The organism is Streptomyces sp. NPDC013317 (assembly GCF_055563155.1).
In genome coordinates this window covers 88,376-106,177 of the sequence record NZ_JBVHDX010000004.1, presented here as the reverse complement: position 1 = coordinate 106,177, position 17,802 = coordinate 88,376, and the positions used below count along the sequence as shown (strand labels likewise).

General features: G+C 71.6%; 17 protein-coding genes. 4 read left to right on the top strand and 13 right to left on the bottom strand.

The window, feature by feature from the left end:
• Positions 1-10: 10 nt before the first annotated feature.
• The 7 genes from ACZ3IJ_RS13155 to ACZ3IJ_RS13125 all read right to left on the bottom strand — a co-directional run bounded on the left by ACZ3IJ_RS13155 (position 11) and on the right by ACZ3IJ_RS13125 (position 8,232).
• Positions 11-1,183, bottom strand: coding sequence for an alpha/beta fold hydrolase (locus tag ACZ3IJ_RS13155; protein WP_467467742.1), 1,173 nt, complete (start codon positions 1,181-1,183; stop codon positions 11-13).
• A gap of 36 nt (positions 1,184-1,219) precedes the next feature.
• Positions 1,220-2,368: an alanine racemase gene (alr, locus tag ACZ3IJ_RS13150; protein WP_467467741.1), complete on the bottom strand. Its 1,149-nt coding sequence runs from the start codon at positions 2,366-2,368 to the stop codon at positions 1,220-1,222.
• Positions 2,369-2,577: 209 nt separating this feature from the next.
• Positions 2,578-4,005 (bottom strand): NAD(P)H-hydrate dehydratase, encoded by a 1,428-nt coding sequence (locus ACZ3IJ_RS13145; RefSeq protein WP_467467740.1) that lies wholly within the window; start codon positions 4,003-4,005, stop codon positions 2,578-2,580.
• Between the two features lie 320 nt (positions 4,006-4,325).
• Complete coding sequence (locus ACZ3IJ_RS13140) at positions 4,326-4,694, bottom strand: holo-ACP synthase (RefSeq protein WP_391798955.1); 369 nt, start codon at positions 4,692-4,694, stop codon at positions 4,326-4,328.
• 4 nt (positions 4,695-4,698) lie between these two features.
• Positions 4,699-6,546: a glutamine--fructose-6-phosphate transaminase (isomerizing) gene (gene glmS, locus ACZ3IJ_RS13135; protein WP_467467739.1), complete on the bottom strand. Its 1,848-nt coding sequence runs from the start codon at positions 6,544-6,546 to the stop codon at positions 4,699-4,701.
• Between the two features lie 39 nt (positions 6,547-6,585).
• Positions 6,586-7,455, bottom strand: coding sequence for a hypothetical protein (locus ACZ3IJ_RS13130; protein ID WP_467467738.1), 870 nt, complete (start codon positions 7,453-7,455; stop codon positions 6,586-6,588).
• Between the two features lie 15 nt (positions 7,456-7,470).
• Entirely contained in the window at positions 7,471-8,232 is a 762-nt protein-coding gene (locus tag ACZ3IJ_RS13125; protein ID WP_467467737.1) for a hypothetical protein, read from the bottom strand.
• Positions 8,233-8,561: 329 nt separating this feature from the next.
• On the opposite strand from ACZ3IJ_RS13125, the gene ACZ3IJ_RS13120 reads away from it, so the two are divergent.
• The 3 genes from ACZ3IJ_RS13120 to ACZ3IJ_RS13110 all read left to right on the top strand — a co-directional run bounded on the left by ACZ3IJ_RS13120 (position 8,562) and on the right by ACZ3IJ_RS13110 (position 10,836).
• Positions 8,562-8,705, top strand: coding sequence for a hypothetical protein (locus ACZ3IJ_RS13120; RefSeq protein WP_467467736.1), 144 nt, complete (start codon positions 8,562-8,564; stop codon positions 8,703-8,705).
• 173 nt (positions 8,706-8,878) lie between these two features.
• On the top strand, positions 8,879-9,874 hold the full coding sequence (coaA, locus tag ACZ3IJ_RS13115; RefSeq protein ID WP_467467735.1) for a type I pantothenate kinase: 996 nt from the start codon (positions 8,879-8,881) through the stop codon (positions 9,872-9,874).
• Between the two features lie 2 nt (positions 9,875-9,876).
• Positions 9,877-10,836: a DUF389 domain-containing protein gene (locus tag ACZ3IJ_RS13110; protein ID WP_467467734.1), complete on the top strand. Its 960-nt coding sequence runs from the start codon at positions 9,877-9,879 to the stop codon at positions 10,834-10,836.
• Positions 10,837-10,848: 12 nt separating this feature from the next.
• On the opposite strand, the gene glmM is transcribed toward ACZ3IJ_RS13110, so the two are convergent.
• The 4 genes from glmM to ACZ3IJ_RS13090 all read right to left on the bottom strand — a co-directional run bounded on the left by glmM (position 10,849) and on the right by ACZ3IJ_RS13090 (position 15,219).
• On the bottom strand, positions 10,849-12,207 hold the full coding sequence (gene glmM, locus ACZ3IJ_RS13105) for a phosphoglucosamine mutase (RefSeq protein WP_467467733.1): 1,359 nt from the start codon (positions 12,205-12,207) through the stop codon (positions 10,849-10,851).
• 164 nt (positions 12,208-12,371) lie between these two features.
• Positions 12,372-12,890 (bottom strand): 30S ribosomal protein S9, encoded by a 519-nt coding sequence (gene rpsI / locus ACZ3IJ_RS13100; protein WP_361859316.1) that lies wholly within the window; start codon positions 12,888-12,890, stop codon positions 12,372-12,374.
• Between the two features lie 43 nt (positions 12,891-12,933).
• The gene (rplM, locus tag ACZ3IJ_RS13095) at positions 12,934-13,377 is read right to left on the bottom strand and encodes a 50S ribosomal protein L13 (protein ID WP_015035600.1); all 444 of its coding nucleotides are present in this window, start codon (positions 13,375-13,377) and stop codon (positions 12,934-12,936) included.
• 219 nt (positions 13,378-13,596) lie between these two features.
• Entirely contained in the window at positions 13,597-15,219 is a 1,623-nt protein-coding gene (locus ACZ3IJ_RS13090) for an ABC-F family ATP-binding cassette domain-containing protein (RefSeq protein ID WP_467467732.1), read from the bottom strand.
• Between the two features lie 56 nt (positions 15,220-15,275).
• Here ACZ3IJ_RS13090 and ACZ3IJ_RS13085 point away from each other — a divergent pair, with 56 nt between their 5' ends.
• Positions 15,276-16,235 (top strand): hypothetical protein, encoded by a 960-nt coding sequence (locus ACZ3IJ_RS13085; protein WP_467467731.1) that lies wholly within the window; start codon positions 15,276-15,278, stop codon positions 16,233-16,235.
• A 64-nt stretch (positions 16,236-16,299) separates the two neighbouring features.
• On the opposite strand, the gene truA is transcribed toward ACZ3IJ_RS13085, so the two are convergent.
• Entirely contained in the window at positions 16,300-17,154 is an 855-nt protein-coding gene (truA, locus tag ACZ3IJ_RS13080; RefSeq protein WP_467467730.1) for a tRNA pseudouridine(38-40) synthase TruA, read from the bottom strand.
• A 79-nt stretch (positions 17,155-17,233) separates the two neighbouring features.
• On the bottom strand, positions 17,234-17,731 hold the full coding sequence (gene rplQ / locus ACZ3IJ_RS13075) for a 50S ribosomal protein L17 (protein WP_361965454.1): 498 nt from the start codon (positions 17,729-17,731) through the stop codon (positions 17,234-17,236).
• Between the last annotated feature and the right edge of the window lie 71 nt (positions 17,732-17,802).

Here is a 17,802-nt window from a genome sequence, read left to right as displayed (position 1 = left end):
ACGGCCCAACCTAACTGCTGCCGGCGCCCGCTCTGGCCGCGGTCGCGGGCACCGCTCCCACCTTCGCGAGCAGGTCCGCGAGCCGGTCCGTCACCGCCTCGGGGTGCTCCAGCATCACCAGGTGCCCGGCGTCGGGCACGATGACCAGCTCGGCGTCCGGGAGCAGATCGGCGATCGCCTCGGTGTGCGAGCTGGGGGTGACCAGGTCCCGGTCGCCGGCGAGCGCGAGCACGGGCACGTCGAGGAAGGCCGTGAGCGCCGCCGCCTTGTCGTGCTCGGCGAAGGCCGGGTAGAACTCCGCCACCACGTCGATCGGGGTGGACTCGATCATCCGCTCGGCGAACCGGGCGACGGCCGGGTCCACGTCCCGGGACGAGAAGGAGTACTTCTTGATCAGCCCGGCGAAGAGGTCGGCCGTGGCCCTGCGGCCCCGCTCGACGAGTTCCGCCTGGGCGCCGAGCGCCTTCAGGACGCCGGGGAGGACCCGCCGCACCGCGTTGACCCCGGCCGTGGGCAGCCCGTAGTTCACCTCGCCCAGCTTCCCCGCCGAGGTACCGACGAAGGCGACGCCGACGACCCGCTCGCGGACGAGGTCGGGGTGGCGGTCGGCGAGGGCCATGATCGTCATGCCGCCCATGGAGTGCCCGACCAGCACCAGCGGCCCCTCGGGCGCGGCGGCGTCGATGACCGCCTTGAGGTCGCGGCCGAGCTGGTCGATGGAGACCGGCACGCCGTCCGGCCCGGACTGGGCGACGCCCCGGCCGGAGCGGCCATGGCTGCGCTGGTCCCAGTAGACGGTACGGACGAGGCCGCGCAGGGCGTCCCGCTGGAAGTGCCAGGAGTCCTGGCCGAGGCAGTAGCCGTGGCTGAACACCACGGTGACGGGCGCGGGCGCCTTGCGGCCGAAGAGTCTGCGGCGGCGCGGCGCCGGCGCGTCCGACTCGACGGCGTCGGTCTCGTAGTACAGCTCGGTGCCGTCGTCGGCGACCGCCTTGCCGGGGGTCCCGCGCAGGGAGCCGTAGGGCGCGGACGTATCGAGGGCGAGCCTCGCCTTCTGCCGCATGCCGCGTCCGACCGTGAGCCGCTCCACGGCCACCCCGGCCGCCGCGCCGGCGGCGAGGACGCCTATCGCGGCACCGGCGAGACCGGCCCGCCGCCAGTTGTCGGTGCTGGACTCGCTCACTGCCGCTCCCTGTTCGGTCGGAGACTGCCCGTTCGCTCAGCCGTTCACATAGACGCGCGGGACGCGCGCGCCGATGCGGGTGACGATCTCGTACGCGATGGTGTCGGCGGCCTCGGCCCAGTCCTGGGCCGTCGGCTCACCCTGGTCGCCGGGGCCGAAGAGCACGGCCTCGGTGCCGGGCTCGACGGTGTCGCCGTCGAGGTCCACCACGAACTGGTCCATGGCGACCCGTCCGGCGACCCGGCGCACCCGGCCGCCGACCAGGACGGGACCACGGCCGGAGGCGTGGCGCGGGATGCCGTCGGCGTACCCGATCGGCACGAGCCCGAGCCGGGTCTCGCGCTCGGTGACGTAGTGGTGTCCGTAGCTGACGCCGTGGCCAGCCGGGACCTGCTTCACGAGCGCGACGCTCGCCTTGAGCGTCATCACCGGCCGCAGCCCGAAGTCGGCGGGGGTGCCGAGCTCGGGGCTGGGCGAGACGCCGTACATGGCGATGCCGGGCCGGACCAGGTCGAAGTGGGTCTCGGGGAGGGTGAGGGTGGCCGGGGAGTTGGCGATGTGCCGGACCTCGGGCCGGACTCCGGCCTTCTCGGCGTAGTCGAGCATGGTGCGGAAGACGTCGAGCTGGGAGGCGATGGAGGGGTGGCCCGGCTCGTCGGCGCACGCGAAGTGCGACCAGAGCCCGGTGACGGTGACGTGTCCGTCCTTCTCCGCCTTGAGCGCCTCGCCGACGAGTTCGGGCCAGTCGGCGGGCTGGCAGCCGTTGCGCCCCAGGCCGGTGTCGGCCTTGAGCTGGATACGGGCCCGCCGCCCGGTCTCCCGTGCCGCCTCGACGACCTCGCGCAGTGCCCACATGCCGCTGACGGTCATGTCGAGACCGGCTTCGATGCCTTCGGCCCAGGGGTCGCCGGGGGTCCAGAGCCAGCACAGGACCGGGACGTCCGTGATCCCGGCGGCGCGCAGGGCGAGCGCCTCGTGCGGGGTGGCGGTACCGAGCCAGGCGGCACCGGCGTCGAGCGCGGCACGGGCGCAGCGGACGGCGCCGTGTCCGTACGCGTCGGCCTTGACCACGGCCATGACCTGGGCGTGGGGCGCGACACGGGCACGCAGCGTGCGGACGTTCGCACGCAGCGCACCGAGGTCGATCTCGGCGCGGGCTCTGCGGGGCGGCGGTGTCTCAGTCATCGCGCCCAGTCTCTCAGGTGTGGGCCCCCGCACCGATTTCCCGGGCTGTCGCCCCGATCACCCTCACGCGTCGGGGCGTACGCCGACAGCCGCCCGGGGGCGGCGGCGCGTGCGAGACCGGGCGCGGACGGGACACGTCGGCAGCCGCCCCGGGCCCGGTCGGGGTGGTGCTGGTCGGGTCATCCGACCGGGCGGGCCGGGCCCACGGCCTACGCCACCACGTCCCGCCACGCCGCCGGCAGGGCCTCGGCCACGTCGGACGCCGCGATCGGGGCGCCGGCCGAGGCACGACGGGCCGCCAGGCCGTGGAGGTAGGCGGCCACCGAGGCCGCGTCCCGGGCGCGCAGGCCAGCCGCGAGCAGCGAACCGGCGAGACCGGACAGCACGTCCCCGCTGCCCGCCGTCGCCAGCCACGACGTGCCCGTCGGATTCACCCGTACCGGACCGGAGCCCTCCGCCACCAGTGTCGTCGACCCTTTCAGCAGCACCGTCGCGCCGAAGCGGGCCGCCAACTCCCTTACGGCCCCGAGCCGCTCCGCCTCCACCGACTCCCGCGAGGCGCCCAGCAGGGCCGCCGCCTCCCCCGCGTGCGGGGTGAGCAGGGTGGGCGCCGTGCGCGCCCGTACCGCCTCCGCGTCCAGCTCGCGCAGCCCGTCCGCGTCGACCAGGACCGGCACGTCCGAGGCCAGGACGTCCGCGACCCCCGGCCCGTCGCCGAGGCCCGGCCCGACGACCCACGCCTGCACCCGCCCCGCCTTCCCCGGCGGCCCCGGGTGCACCAGCGTCTCCGGATGACGCGCGATCACCGCGTCCGCGGCCGGCCCCACGTACCGCACCGCGCCCGCGCCGCCCCGCAGCGCGCCGGTCACGGCGAGCACCGCGGCGCCCGGGTAGCGGGCGGAGCCCGCGACGACGCCCACCACACCCCGCCGGTACTTGTCGCTCTCCGCGCCCGGCACCGGCAACAGACCGGCCACGTCCTCGTGTTGCAGCGCCTCGACGTCCGGCACGGACGGCAGGCTCTCCGCGAGGCCGATGTCCACGAGCCGCAGCGCCCCCGCGTACGCGCGCGCCGGGTCGATCAGCAGACCCGGCTTGTACGCTCCGAACGTCACCGTCGCGTCCGCCCGCAGCGCCTCCCCCGCGACCTGCCCGGAGTCCGCGTCCACCCCGCTCGGCAGGTCGACGGCGACCACGGCCGCGTCCGAGCCGCGCGCCGCCCGGGCGATCGGGACCGCGTCCGGCCGCAGGCCGCCCTGGCCGCCGATCCCGGTGATCCCGTCGAGGACGAGGTCGGCCACGGCGAGCGCCTCGAACGGGTCCTCCGCCACCCGCCCCCCGGCCGCGAGCAGGGCGGCGAGACCGCCCTCATGGGCCCGCGAGCCGAGCAGTACGGCCGTCACCCCCGCCCCGCGCCGGGCGAGCCGCACCCCCGCGTACAGCGCGTCGCCCCCGTTGTCCCCGCTGCCGACGAGCAGGACGACCCTCGCTCCGTACACATGACCCCGGCCGAGCAGCGAGAAGCAGGCGGCGGCGAGCCCCGCCGCCGCCCGTTGCATCAGCGCCCCCTCGGGCAGCGTCGCCATCAGCTCGGCCTCGGCGGCCCGTACGGTCTCCACGCGGTAAGCGGTACGCATGCCCCGCAGTCTGCCGCACCTGCCAAGCGCCCGCCCGGAGGCAGGGGTTGGCGCCGACCACCGGGCCGGTCTCCACGCCGTCCGTGCCGTCGCCCGTCGCCGTACCGCTGCCTGTCGCGCCGCCCGTCGGCGCCGGCCGTGCCGGTGCTTCAGGCGTCCCGCTCCGGAGACGGCCCGGCCCCAGGACACCGCGGGGCCCGGCCCCAGGACACCGCGGGGCCCGGCCCCAGGACACCGCGGGGCCCGGCCCCAGGACACCGCGGGCCCTGCCATCGGCCGGGCGCCCCCGGGCCCGTACACGAACCGCCCGCTCGCCCGCTCTACCCCTCGGCGATCACCACCGCCGACGCCACCCCCGCGTCATGGCTCAGCGAGACGTGCCAGTGACGGACGCCCAGTTCCGCCGCCCGGGCCGCCACCGTGCCGCGGACGCGCAGCCGGGGCTGGCCGCTGGGCTCCAGATAGACCTCCGCGTCCGTCCAGTGCAGCCCCGCAGGCGCGCCCAGGGCCTTGGCCAACGCCTCCTTGGCGGCGAAGCGGACGGCCAGGGACGCGGGGCCCCGGCGCTCGCCGCTCGGGAGCAGCAGCTCACCGTCGACGAAGAGGCGCTGCAACAGCCCCGGCGTCCGTTCGATCGACACGGCGAAGCGGTCGATCTCCGCCACGTCGATCCCCACCCCGATGATCATTCACTCACTCCACGGTCACAGATTTCGCCAGGTTCCGCGGCTGGTCCACCTCGTTGCCCCGTGCCGTAGCCAGCTCGCAGGCGAAGACCTGCAGGGGCACGGTGGAGACCAGCGGCTGTAGCAGCGTAGGCGTTGCGGGGATGCTGATCAGATGATCGGCGTACGGTACGACGGTCTCGTCGCCCTCCTCCGCGATCACGATCGTCCGTGCCCCACGTGCCCGGATCTCCTGGATGTTGGAGACGATCTTGTCGTGCAGGACGGAGCGCCCGCGGGGCGACGGCACGACCACCACCACCGGCAGGTCCTCCTCGATGAGCGCGATCGGGCCGTGCTTCAGCTCACCGGCGGCGAAGCCCTCGGCGTGCATGTACGCCAGCTCCTTCAGCTTCAGCGCGCCCTCCAGGGCGACCGGGTAGCCCACGTGCCGGCCGAGGAAGAGGACGGTGTCCTTGTGCGCGAGGGAGCGGGCCAGGGCCCGTACCGGCTCCATCGTCTCCAGGACGCGCTCCACCTCGTCGGCGATCCGGGCGAGCTCACGCACGACGGCGTGGATCTCGTCGCCCCACTTCGTCCCGCGCACCTGCCCGAGGTACAGCGCGAGCAGATAGCAGGCCACCAGCTGGGTCAGAAAGGCCTTGGTGGACGCGACGGCGACTTCGGGACCGGCGTGCGTGTAGAGGACGGCGTCGGACTCGCGCGGGATGGTCGAACCGTTGGTGTTGCAGACGGCGAGCACCTTGGCCCCCTGCTCACGCGCGTGGCGCAGCGCCATGAGCGTGTCCATCGTCTCGCCCGACTGCGAGATGGCGATGACGAGCGTCCGCTGGCCGAGGATCGGATCGCGGTAGCGGAACTCGCTCGCGAGCTCCACCTCGCAGGGGATCCTGGTCCAGTGCTCGATGGCGTACTTCGCGATCATGCCGGCGTGGAAGGCGGTGCCGCACGCGATGATCACGACCTTGTCGGCCTCGCGCAGGACCACGTCGGGGATGCGCACCTCGTCGAGCCGGAGCCGGCCGTCTCCGTCGATCCGGCCGAGCAGGGTGTCGGCGACGGCCTTCGGCTGCTCGGCGATCTCCTTGAGCATGAAGTAGTCGTAGCCGCCCTTCTCGGCGGCCGAGGCGTCCCAGTCCACGTGGTACGACCGGACGTCGGCCGCGGTGCCGGCGAAGTCGGTGACCTCGACGCCCTCGCGGGACAGCTTCACGACCTGGTCCTGGCCGAGCTCGATCGCGGCGCGGGTGTGCGCGATGAAGGCAGCGACGTCGGAGGCGAGGAAGTACTCCCCCTCGCCGACGCCCACCACGAGGGGCGAGTTGCGGCGCGCGCCCACCACCACGTCGGGCTCGTCCGCGTGCACGGCCACCAGGGTGAACGCCCCGTCGAGCCGCCGGCACACGAGCCGCATCGCCTCCGCCAGGTCGCCGCAGGAGGAGAACTCCTCGGCGAGGAGGTGGGCCACGACCTCGGTGTCCGTCTCGGACGCGAGTGCGTGGCCGCGCTCCTCCAGCTCCGCGCGCAGGGCGGCGAAGTTCTCGATGATCCCGTTGTGGACGACGGCCACGCGCCCCGCGTTGTCCAGATGCGGGTGCGCGTTGGCATCGGTCGGCCCGCCGTGGGTGGCCCAGCGGGTGTGTCCGATGCCGGTGGAACCGCTCGGCAGCGGCCGGTCCACCAGCTCCTTGTCCAGGTTGACGAGCTTGCCCGCCTTCTTCGCCGCGGCCAGTCCCCCGTCGGAGAGCACCGCGACACCGGCCGAGTCGTAGCCCCGGTACTCGAGCCGCTTGAGGCCCGCGATCACCACATCAAGCGCCGACTGCCCGCCGACGTAACCCACGATTCCGCACATGTCGGCAGCCTACGACCGAACCCGCCCGGAGGCCCGGAGTCAGCCGAGCTTGGCCGCCTGCGCGTCGATGACGGTCCTGGACAGCTCGATGGCCTCACCGGAGTCACCGAAGGTACAGAAGGCGGCGAGCACGTTGCCCTCGCGGAAGAAGGCAAGCACGTACTCCTCGCTCTCCCCGTCATAGGAGACGGTGAGGGCAAGAGCCTCTTCACCGGCCGTCACGGGCTCGACGGCGACCCTGTAGGTCCCGGTCGTCACACCACCGCCGCTCGTGGTGAAGCCCCCTGCGCACTCCGCACCGCCCTTCTTCAGCGAGGCGAGCAGATCCTGCGCACGGTTGCCTTCGTACGAGCCGAGCATCACGGTGGTCATCGGAGCACGGAGCTCGAGAACGGCCTCTTCGGGAGTGGCCGTGGGATTGTCCTTCGATAGGGCGACCGCTCTGCGTCGCGCGGACGCGGTGGGGTTGCCGGGCGGTATGAAGGAGATGGTGTCGGCAATCGGCTTGCAAATGTCCGGAGCGGTGGAGAAGAGGCGGGCGGAGGCGAAATCGGCAGGCCCTGCGTCCTCCACCTCGTACGCCTTGAGGTCGGCCTGCTCGACGATCAGCCTCTCCAGCTCGGCGACGGCCGGCGCCTCGGGCGCGGGCGCTGCAGCGGGCCACGCCTTGGAAGCGTCATCGTCCTTCGTGCGGCTTTCCCCATCGGCGCCGTCACAGGCTGCGACGAACAGCATCAGAGACACGGCGGCGACGGCGGAACGGCGCAGGTAGAAGGCTCTCATCGCCCAACTCTCATCGGTGACCGCGGCACTCCCGCCCTGACGGCATCGCCGAAGATCACCATCGCGCGGGGGGGGCGCCTGAACTCGGCCGAGCGGACCGGTGGAGCCGCCGGGCAGCTGCTCCACCAGTCCAGAACGGGCTCAGCCCAGCTTGGTGGCCTGCGCGTCGATGATGACCTTCGGCTGCTCCTTGACCTCGCCGGCGAGGCTGATCGTGGAGAAGGCCGCCAGGTTGTTGCCCTTGCGGAAGACGACGAGCTTGCTGACGAAAGGCTCGCCCTCCATGTCGGAGGTGACGGTGAAGGCGACGGACTCCTCGCCGACGGTGACGGTGTCCGGCGCGACCTTGGAGACCTTGGTCTCCTCGCCGCCGCCCTTGACCGTGAAGCCGCCCGCGCACTCGGTGCCGGCCGTCTTCAGCAGGGCGAGGGCGTCCTGCGCGCCGGCGCCGTCGTACGACCCGAGGGTCACGGCGGTCACCGGGGCACCGAGCGCCCCGAGAGCGGCCTCGGTCGGGTCCTGCGTCGCGTTCTTCTGCGGGATCTCGACGGCCTTGCGCTGCACGGTGGCGGCGGGGGTGCCGGGCGCGATGAACGACATAGCGTCGGCGATCGGCTTGCAGGCGGCCTTGTCGGTGGCGACGTCACTCGACTTGACGACGTCCCCGGCCTTGGCCTTCTCGACCTTGTGGCCCTTGAGGTCGGCCTGCTCGACGACGAGCTTCTCCAGCTCGGCGGCGGACAGCGCCTTGGCCGCGGGCGCGGCGGAGGTGGCGGACGGCTTGGCGGCGTCGGCGCCCTTTCCGCCCTTCTCATCCTTGGCCCCACCGCAGGCGGCGACACCCATCGCGAGCGAGACGGCGGTGACGGCGACGGCGGTACGGCGGAGGACGGAGGTTCTCATGTTCAACTCTCTGATCGAAAAAGGCGATTCTGTGCGAACCCTATGGGTGAGCTGATCGTCTTCGACACCGAATTACCAACCGGTACAAGATCGCAACTTCACGACATCCACGAACTCCCGCAGGGCACCTGCACCGAGGACCAGCACGACGTCGGGCACCTTGCCGTCCCGAAGACAGAAGGCGCCGGGGGCGAGGGCGTTCCAGCGGGCGCCGATCCGCCGGATGATGCTGAGAGCCGAATACCTCGCCCCGGCCGGGACTTACCGGCACGGAAGTCGAGCGAGGTCCTGTCGAGAAGGCTGCCGACCGCCGCAACGCGGCGAGGACCGTGACTGCGGCACGCACCCTGGATCTGCGCCTCACCCAGCCGTCCAGGTTCGGTGCCTGGTTCTTCCGACTCGCCGGCGGCATCATCCTGCCAGGAGGCCTGTTCCTCACATTCGTCGACCTCGCACTCACCATGGCGGAGTAGCCGCACCGCGTCGGCCCGCTGACCACTCGCCCCGCCACCCACCGAGACACCGTGCCGTTCCGCAGGCAAGGATTCCGACGTCCGGGCGGTGCCTCGCCCCGCCCCGCCCGCCACACCCCGGCGTGACCGAGCCCACCACCCACATCCGCCCCGCACCCACGACAATGGGACCCGTGATCACTTCGCCGCCACGAAGCACCGGCTCCAAGGGCAACGGCCAGCGCCGGCCCGAGGCCACGCCCTACGTCGACCTGACCAGGGACGAGTGGAGCGCGCTGCGCGACAAGACACCGCTGCCGCTCTCCGCCGACGAGGTCGAGCGGCTGCGGGGGCTCGGCGACGTCATCGACCTCGACGAGGTCCGGGACATCTATCTGCCGCTCTCCCGGCTGCTCAATCTGTACGTCCAGGCCACCAGCGGGCTGCGCGGCGCGCTCAACACGTTCCTCGGCGAGCGCGCCGAGCAGCGCGGCACCCCCTTCGTCATAGGGGTCGCCGGCTCCGTCGCCGTCGGCAAGTCCACCGTCGCCCGGCTCCTTCAGGCGCTGCTCGCCCGCTGGCCCGAGCACCCCCGCGTGGAGCTGGTGACCACCGACGGCTTCCTCTATCCGATGGAGGAGCTGAAGGAGCGCGGGCTGCTGTCCCGCAAGGGTTTCCCCGAGTCGTACGACCGCCGTGCCCTGACCCGGTTCGTGGCCGACATCAAGGCGGGGAAGGAGGAGGTCACCGCCCCCGTCTACTCCCACCTCATCTACGACATCGTGCCGGGCGAGCGGCTCGTGGTGCGCCGCCCCGACATCCTGATCGTCGAGGGGCTCAACGTCCTCCAGCCCGCGCTGCCCGGCAAGGACGGCCGGACGCGGGTCGGTCTCGCCGACTACTTCGACTTCTCGGTCTACGTGGACGCCCGCCCCGAGGACATCGAGCGCTGGTACCTCAACCGCTTCCGCAAGCTCCGCGAGACGGCGTTCCAGAACCCGTTCTCGTACTTCCAGCGCTACACCCAGGTCTCCGAGGAGGAGGCGCTGGAGTACGCCCGCACGATGTGGCGGACCATCAACAAGGTGAACCTGCTGGAGAACGTGGCGCCGACGCGCGGCCGGGCCACTCTCGTCGTACGCAAGGGACCCGACCACAAGGTGCAGCGACTGAGCCTCCGTAAGCTCTGACCATGCTGCATCTGCGGATCATGACCCCGTCCGCCCGTACGGACGCGGTTCTCGACCTGATCGACACGACGGTGGGCACCACCCATGTCGCGGTGCTCAAGGACGTCGCCCGCGATCCCTCCGGCGACATCGTGCTCTGCGACGTGGCCCGCGAGGCCGGCGATGAACTCCTGCACGGCTTGCGGGAGTTGGACATCGACAAGGTGGGGTCGATCGCCGTCGGCAACATCGACCTGTCGCTCTCCGACCGCGCCGAGAAAGCCGAGGAGGAGGCGCCGGGCGAAGCGGCGGACGCGGTGATCTGGGAGCAGCTGACGGACACCTCGCAGGAGGAGTCCACCCTCACCATCACCTACGCGGCCCTGATGATCGTGGCGACGATGATCGCTGCCTGCGGTGTCGTCCTGGACAACGCGATCCTGATCGTGGGAGCCATGGCGGTCGGTCCGGAGTTCGGCCCGCTCGCCGGGATCAGTACCGGCCTGGTGCGGCGCAGGCCGAGGGCCGTCTGGCGCTCGTCGGTCGCCCTGGTGGTCGGCTTCGCCGCAGCGATCGTCGCGACGACGTTGTTCAGCCTGGTGATGGACGGCTTCGGCCAGTTCAACGAGGGCATGCTCGACGCGGCGCGGCCGAACACCGGCTTCATCTTCCAGCCCGACCCGTTCTCGTTCGTCGTGGCGCTGCTGGCGGGCGTGGCCGGAGTGGTCTCGCTGACCTCGTCGAAGGCGGGGGTGCTGGTCGGCGTGGCGATCTCGGTGACGACCGTCCCGGCCGCCGCGAACGCCGCCGTCGCCCTCAGCTACGGCGAAGTGGGCCAGATGTGGGGCTCCGCCGAGCAGTTGCTGCTGAACCTCACCGGCATCATCGTCGCCGGGGTGCTCACGCTCATCGGCTGGAAACTGGTGTGGCGCACCCAGCGGGGCCGGATGACCCGGCCGCCGGGTGCGCCACGAGGCAAGTGACCGTCAGACGGCCTAGCCGAGCGCCGACTTCACGGCGTCGGCCAGCCGGCCGGCCACGGACCGCGCCTGCTCGATGTCGGCGGCCTCGACCATCACGCGTACGAGCGGCTCGGTGCCCGAGGGCCGGAGCAGCACGCGACCGGTGGAGCCCAGCTCCCGCTCGGCGTCGCCGACCGCGGCGGCCAGTTCACCGGAGGTCTTCACCCGGGACTTGTCCACGTCGGGCACGTTGATGAGGACCTGCGGCAGCCGCTCCATGACGCCGGCCAGCTCCGCGAGGGACTTGCCGGTGGCCGCGACCCGCGCCGCCAGCATCAGACCGGTGAGAGTGCCGTCGCCGGTGGTGGCGTGGTCGAGCACGATGACGTGCCCGGACTGCTCGCCGCCCAGCGCGTAGCCGTGCTCCTTCATCGACTCCAGGACGTAACGGTCGCCGACCGCCGTCTGCACCAGCTGGAGGCCTTCGCGCTCCATGGCCAGCTTGAAGCCGAGGTTGGACATCACGGTCGCGACGACGGTGTCGCCGCGCAGCGTCCCGGCCTCGCGCATGGCGAGCGCGAGCACGGCGAGGATCTGGTCGCCGTCGATCTCGTTGCCCGCCGCGTCGACGGCCAGGCAGCGGTCCGCGTCACCGTCGTGGGCGATGCCGAAGTGCGCGCCGTGCTCGACGACGGCTTCCTTGAGCAGGCTGAGGTGGGTGGAGCCGCAGCCGTCGTTGATGTTGAGACCGTCGGGCTCCGCGCCGATGGTGACGACCTCGGCGCCGGCCCGGGCGAACGCCTCGGGCGACACGCGCGCGGCCGCGCCGTGCGCCTCGTCGAGGACGACCTTGAGCCCGTCGAGGCGGTTCGGCAGTACGGCGATGAGGTGGGCGATGTACTTGTCGAAGCCCTCGTCGTAGTCGCTGACCCGGCCGACGCCCGCGCCGGTCGGCCGCTCCCACGGGGCGCCGGTGCGGTGCTCCTCGTAGACGGACTCGATCCGGTCCTCCAGCTCGTCGGCGAGCTTGTGGCCGCCGCGGGCGAAGAACTTGATGCCGTTGTCGGGCATCGCGTTGTGGCTGGCGGAGAGCATCACGCCGAGGTCGGCGCCGAGCGCTCCCGTGAGGTACGCCACGGCGGGGGTGGGCAGGACGCCGACGCGCAGGACGTCGACGCCCGCGCTCGCGAGGCCCGCCACGACCGCCGCCTCCAGGAACTCTCCCGACGCACGGGGGTCACGCCCGACCACCGCGGTCGGCCGATGGCCCTCGAAGGTCCCCGCCTCGGCGAGCACGTGCGCCGCCGCGACCGACAGGCCGAGCGCGAGCTCCGCCGTCAGATCCGCGTTCGCCACACCGCGCACACCGTCCGTGCCGAAGAGTCGTCCCACAGCTGTCCTCCGAAACTGCTCCGAAAAGTGCGATCCCCTGAACGCGTGATGCCCGTTTTCGCGTCAAAGCTGCCCGAAAGGGCCCAGGGGGAGGAAAAGACGTACGCCCCGGCAGCACGGGCAGTGCCGCCGGGGCGTACGTGCAAAGCAGACCGAGCAGGCGATTAACGCTTGCTGTACTGCGGGGCCTTACGGGCCTTCTTGAGACCGGCCTTCTTGCGCTCGACCGCACGGTCGTCACGGGAGAGGAAGCCGGCCTTCTTCAGCGCCGGGCGGTTGTTCTCGACATCCGCCTCGTTCAGCGCACGGGCCACACCGAGGCGCAGGGCGCCGGCCTGGCCGGAGACGCCGCCACCCGAGATGCGGGCGATGACGTCGTAGCGGTTGTCGAGCTCGAGCACCTTGAAGGGCTCGTTGACTTCCTGCTGGTGGACCTTGTTCGGGAAGTAGTCCTCGAGCGTACGCCCGTTGATCTTCCACTTGCCGGTGCCCGGGACGATCCGGACGCGGGCGATGGCGTTCTTGCGACGACCCAGGCCGGCGGCCGGCTGCGGGTCACCGAAGCGCGACGCCAGGGACTCCGAGGTGTACTCACCCTCGACGGGGACCTCGGACTCGAAGGTGGTGACCTCGGCGTAGGTCTCCTCGCCCTCGATGGGGTTCTCAACAGTGGTCTCGGCCACGATTCTCCTCAGATTTCTTTCGTTCTTAGGGGTGTGGCCGGAACTACTGCGCGACCTGGGTGATCTCGAACGGGACCGGCTGCTGGGCAGCGTGCGGGTGGTTCTCGCCCGCGTAGACCTTCAGCTTCGAGAGCATCTGACGGCCCAGGGTGTTCTTGGGGATCATGCCCTTGATGGCCTTCTCGACGGCCTTCTCGGGGTTCTTGTCCAGCAGCTCGTCGTAACGGACGGAGCGCAGACCACCCGGGAAGCCGGAGTGGCGGTACGCCAGCTTCTGGGTCTTCTTGTTGCCGGACAGGTGGACCTTGTCAGCATTGATGATGATGACGAAGTCGCCCATGTCCATGTGGGGCGCGTACACGGGCTTGTGCTTGCCTCGCAGGAGGTTCGCAGCCGTGGTCGCCAGACGGCCCAGGACAACGTCCTGCGCGTCGATGATGTGCCACTGGCGAGTCACATCGCCGGGCTTGGGGCTGTACGTACGCACTTCGTAGCCTTCGCTTCTTCAGTGGATGGAGTCCAGACACACCTGAAGCGATCATGCAGCTGGGGCCTGCACTGCCGGGACACCGCCCGTATGCGAGCCACTGGTAACTGCTCCAGGGAACCTGCGTATGGGCCCTTCGTACGAGAACGACGAAGCCAATACGCATAACAAACCGCAACAGTACCCGCGCCACCCCGGAGGGGTCAAAACGCGCGGACCCTACCGCGCCCGCTCCACCCGCCGCTCGTCCCACACCGGCTCCGGCGTCTCCCGGACGACCCCGTCCGAGCCGAAGACCAGATACCGGTCGAAGGTCTTCGCGAACCAGCGGTCGTGCGTGACGGCCAGCACCGTCCCGTCGTACGACTCCAGACCGTCCTGGAGCGCCTCCGCGGACTCCAGGTCCAGGTTGTCCGTCGGCTCGTCCAGGAGCAGCGCCGTCGTGCCGGACAGCTCCAGGAGCAGGATCTGGAAGCGGGCCTGCTGGCCGCCCGAGAGCTTCTCGAACGGCTGGTCGCCCTGCCCCTCCAGCTCGTACCGCCGCAGGACCGACATCGCCGCGCCCCGGTCCTTCGCGTGCTCCGACCAGAGGATGTCCACGAGCGAGCGGCCCAGGAGCTCCGGGTGCGCGTGGGTCTGGGCGAAGTGGCCGGGAACCACCCGCGCGCCCGTCTTCCACAGACCCGTGTGTGCCACGGACGTGTCCCCGGCCAGCAGACGCAGGAAGTGCGACTTGCCGGACCCGTTCGAGCCGAGGACGGCGACCCGCTCCCCGTAGAAGATCTCCAGCGAGAACGGCTTCATCAGACCGGTCAGCTCGAGGTTCTCGCAGGTCACGGCCCGCACGCCGGTCCGGCCGCCGCGCAGCCGCATCCGGATGTCCTGTTCGCGCGGCGGCTCCGGCGGCGGGCCGGCCTCCTCGAACTTCCTCAGCCGGGTCTGCGCCGCCGCGTACCGCGAGGCCATGTCGTGGCTGACCGACGCCGCCTGCCTCAGGTTGACCACCAGCTTCTTCAGCTGGGCGTGCTTCTCCTCCCAGCGCCGCTTCAGCTCCTCGAAGCGCGCGAAGCGGTCCCGCCGGGCGTCGTGGAAGGTCTCGAAGCCGCCACCGTGCACCCAGACGTCCGACCCGGCCGGGCCGGGCTCGACCGCGATGATCTTCTGCGCGGCCCGGGCGAGCAGCTCCCGGTCGTGGGAGATGAAGAGCACGGTCTTGCGGGTCTCCCGCAGCCGCTCCTCCAGCCACCGCTTTCCGGGGACGTCCAGGTAGTTGTCCGGCTCGTCGAGCAGCAGCACCTCGTCGGTGCCGCGCAGCAGCGACTCCAGGACCAGCCGCTTCTGCTCGCCGCCGCTGAGCGTGCGGACCTCGCGGAACTGCGCCTTCTCGTACGGGACGCCCAGCGCCGCCATGGTGCACATGTCCCAGACGGTCTCGGCCTCGTACCCCTGGACCTCCGCCCAGTCGCTGAGGGCCTGCGCGTACTTCATCTGCGCGGCCTCGTCGTCGACCGTCATGATCAGGTGCTCCGCCGCGTCGACCGCCTTCGCCGCCTCGCGGATCCGCGGCTGGGCGACGGAGACCAGCAGGTCACGGACCGTACGCTCGTCCCGGACCGAGCCCACGAACTGCGGCATCACACCGAGCCCGCCACTCACGGTGACCGAGCCGCCGTGCGGCTGGAGCTCCCCGGCGATCATGCGGAGCAGCGTGGTCTTCCCCGCTCCGTTGGCCCCGACCAGGGCGACGACCGCGCCCTCCCCGACCCTGAAGGAGGCGTCCGCGAGCAGGACCCTCCCGTCGGGAAGGTAGTACTCCAGATGCGCGGCCTCGACATGTCCCATGAGGGGCATTGTCGCCGCTCGCACCGCCTGCGCCCAACCGGTTTAGGATGCGCGGCATGAGCTTTGGGGGACCCCAGTGGCCGCAGGAGCCGCAGCAGCCGTACGGGCAGCAGCCGCAGCAGCCGGGACAGCAGCAGTACGGACAGCAGTACGGGAACCAGTACGGGCCGCAGGGCCCCGGGGGACAGCCGAGTCCCTTCCCGGGCGCCTCGGACGGCGGGACGCCCGACTGGGGCGCCCTCGCCGACGCCTCCGCGGCCGGCCGACGCCGTAAGCGCCTGCTCGTGGTCGGCGGTGGCGTGCTCGCGGCCCTCCTGGTCGGCGCGGTCGTCGCCACGGCGGTCGTGAACAGCGGCAAGGGCGACGACACGGCCAAGAACGGCACGGTGAACCCGACCGGCTCGGCCGCCCCCAGCGGCTCTCCCACGCCCGACCCGACGTTCTCCTCCGTCGCACCGCCGCCCCCGCCGAACCCCAAGGACTACATCTCGGACGAGAAGAAGGACAAGGCGCCACTGAGCGCCGAGGGCCTCTTCCCGGGCAAGAAGCTGACGATGAGCGGCCGCGCCTACAAGAAGGGCGCGACCTCGTCGACGACCGACTGCGCGAGCGTCACGCAGGGCGGTCTGGGCGCGGTCCTGAAGAAGAACGGCTGCGACCGGGTGATCCGCGCCACGTACGTGAAGGACGGGGTGGCCATCACCGTCGGCGTCGCCGTGTTCCCCACCGAGGCGGCCGCCCTGAAGGCGAAGAACCAGGCGAGCGGCGGCATCGCGCCACTGGCCGGGGCGGGCGTCAAGGACTTCTGCCGGGCCACGGTCTGTCTGCGCCGGGCCAACTCGATCGGCCGGTACGCGTACTTCACCCAGGCCGGCTTCACCGACGGCAAGAAGGTCACCACGTCCGACAAGGGCGTCTTCCAGGCCAGCGACGACCTGGGCACCTTCGCCTTCAACCAGATCTACGCCCGCGGCAGGTCCCAGGCCTCCGCGGCGGCGGGCGCGCCCCAGGAGTGACGGCGAGGGGCGGGCGCCGCCTGGGCGCCCGCCTTCGGTGAAGCGGTGAGGACGTACGGCCGGATCAGCAGCAGCCGGCGCCCGGCAGGGTCCGCTTGTTCCTGGCCTCGCGGTTGCGGGCGGCCAGCAGTTCGTCGGCCGGGTAGCCGACCTCTTCGAGGGTGAGGCCGTGCGGCCTGACCACGTGCACGGCCGAATCCCGTACACCCGCCGCCAGGACCTTCGCGGGCCACTCCACCGGGCGGTGTCCGTCGCCGACGAAGAGCAGCGCGCCGACGAGGGAGCGCACCATGTTGTGGCAGAAGGCGTCCGCCTTCACGGTCGCTTCGAGGACGCCTCCGGGCCGCCTCTCCCACCGCAGCTCCTGGAGCGTACGGATGGTCGTCGCGCCCTCGCGCCTCTTGCAGTACGCGGCGAAGTCGTGCTCGCCGACGAGCCGCTCGGCGGCGGCGTTCATGGCGTCCATGTCGAGGGTCCAGTCGTGCCACAGGACATGGCCGCGCAGCAGCGGGTCGACACCGCCGGGGTCGTCCGTGACGCGGTAGGCGTAGCGGCGCCAGATGGCGGAGAAGCGAGCGTTGAACCCGGCGGGCGCCTCGGTGAGCCGCCAGACCCGTACGTCGTGGGAGAGCCGCCCGGCGAGCCGCCTGAGCAGCTTGTCCCGGTGCTCCGCCCACAGCTCGACGGGAAGATCGACGTGGGCGACCTGGCCGCGCGCGTGCACACCGGCGTCGGTGCGGCCGGCGACGGTCAGCTCGTACGTCTCCTTGGAGCGGGTGACGGTCTTCAGGGCGTCCTCGATGTCGCCCTGGACGGTCCGCTGTCCCTGCGCCTGCTTGGCCCAGCCGGAGAAGTCCCTGCCGTCGTACGACAGGTCGAGCCGTACCCGTACGAAGCCGTCCTGCACGTCGTCGCTCACGCGATCAATCCTCTCAACATCACGGGAGCGGGCCCGTACCCCTAGGGGTACGGGCCCGCACACAGGATCGTCGGAACGCTTACGCGTCCTTCGACTCCTCAGCCGGGGCCTCAGCGGCGTCCTCGACCTTGGTGTCCTCGACCTTGGCGGCCTCGTCGGCCTCCTTGACGGCGCGCTTGGCGGCGGCCTCGGCCTCGGCGACGGTCGCCTTCTTGGCGATCTCGCCCTCGACCAGCTCGATCACAGCCATCGGGGCGTTGTCGCCACGACGGTTGCCGATCTTGGTGATACGGGTGTAGCCACCCGGGCGCTCGGAGTAGCGCGGGGCGATCTCGGTGAAGAGCGTGTGGACGACGCCCTTGTCCGTGATCGTCTGCAGCACCAGGCGACGGTTGTGGATGTCGCCCTTCTTCGCCTTGGTGATCAGGCGCTCGGCGACCGGACGCAGGCGGCGGGCCTTGGCCTCGGTCGTGGTGATGCGGCCGTGCTCGAAGAGGGACTTCGCCAGGTTGGCGAGCAGCAGACGCTCGTGAGCGGCGCTGCCACCGAGGCGGGCACCCTTGGCGGGACGCGGCATGGTGTTTCTCCTTGTGATCTGCACCGGCCGTGTGAGGTACCGGTGTCAGTGTCCGAGCAGGCGGTCGCCTG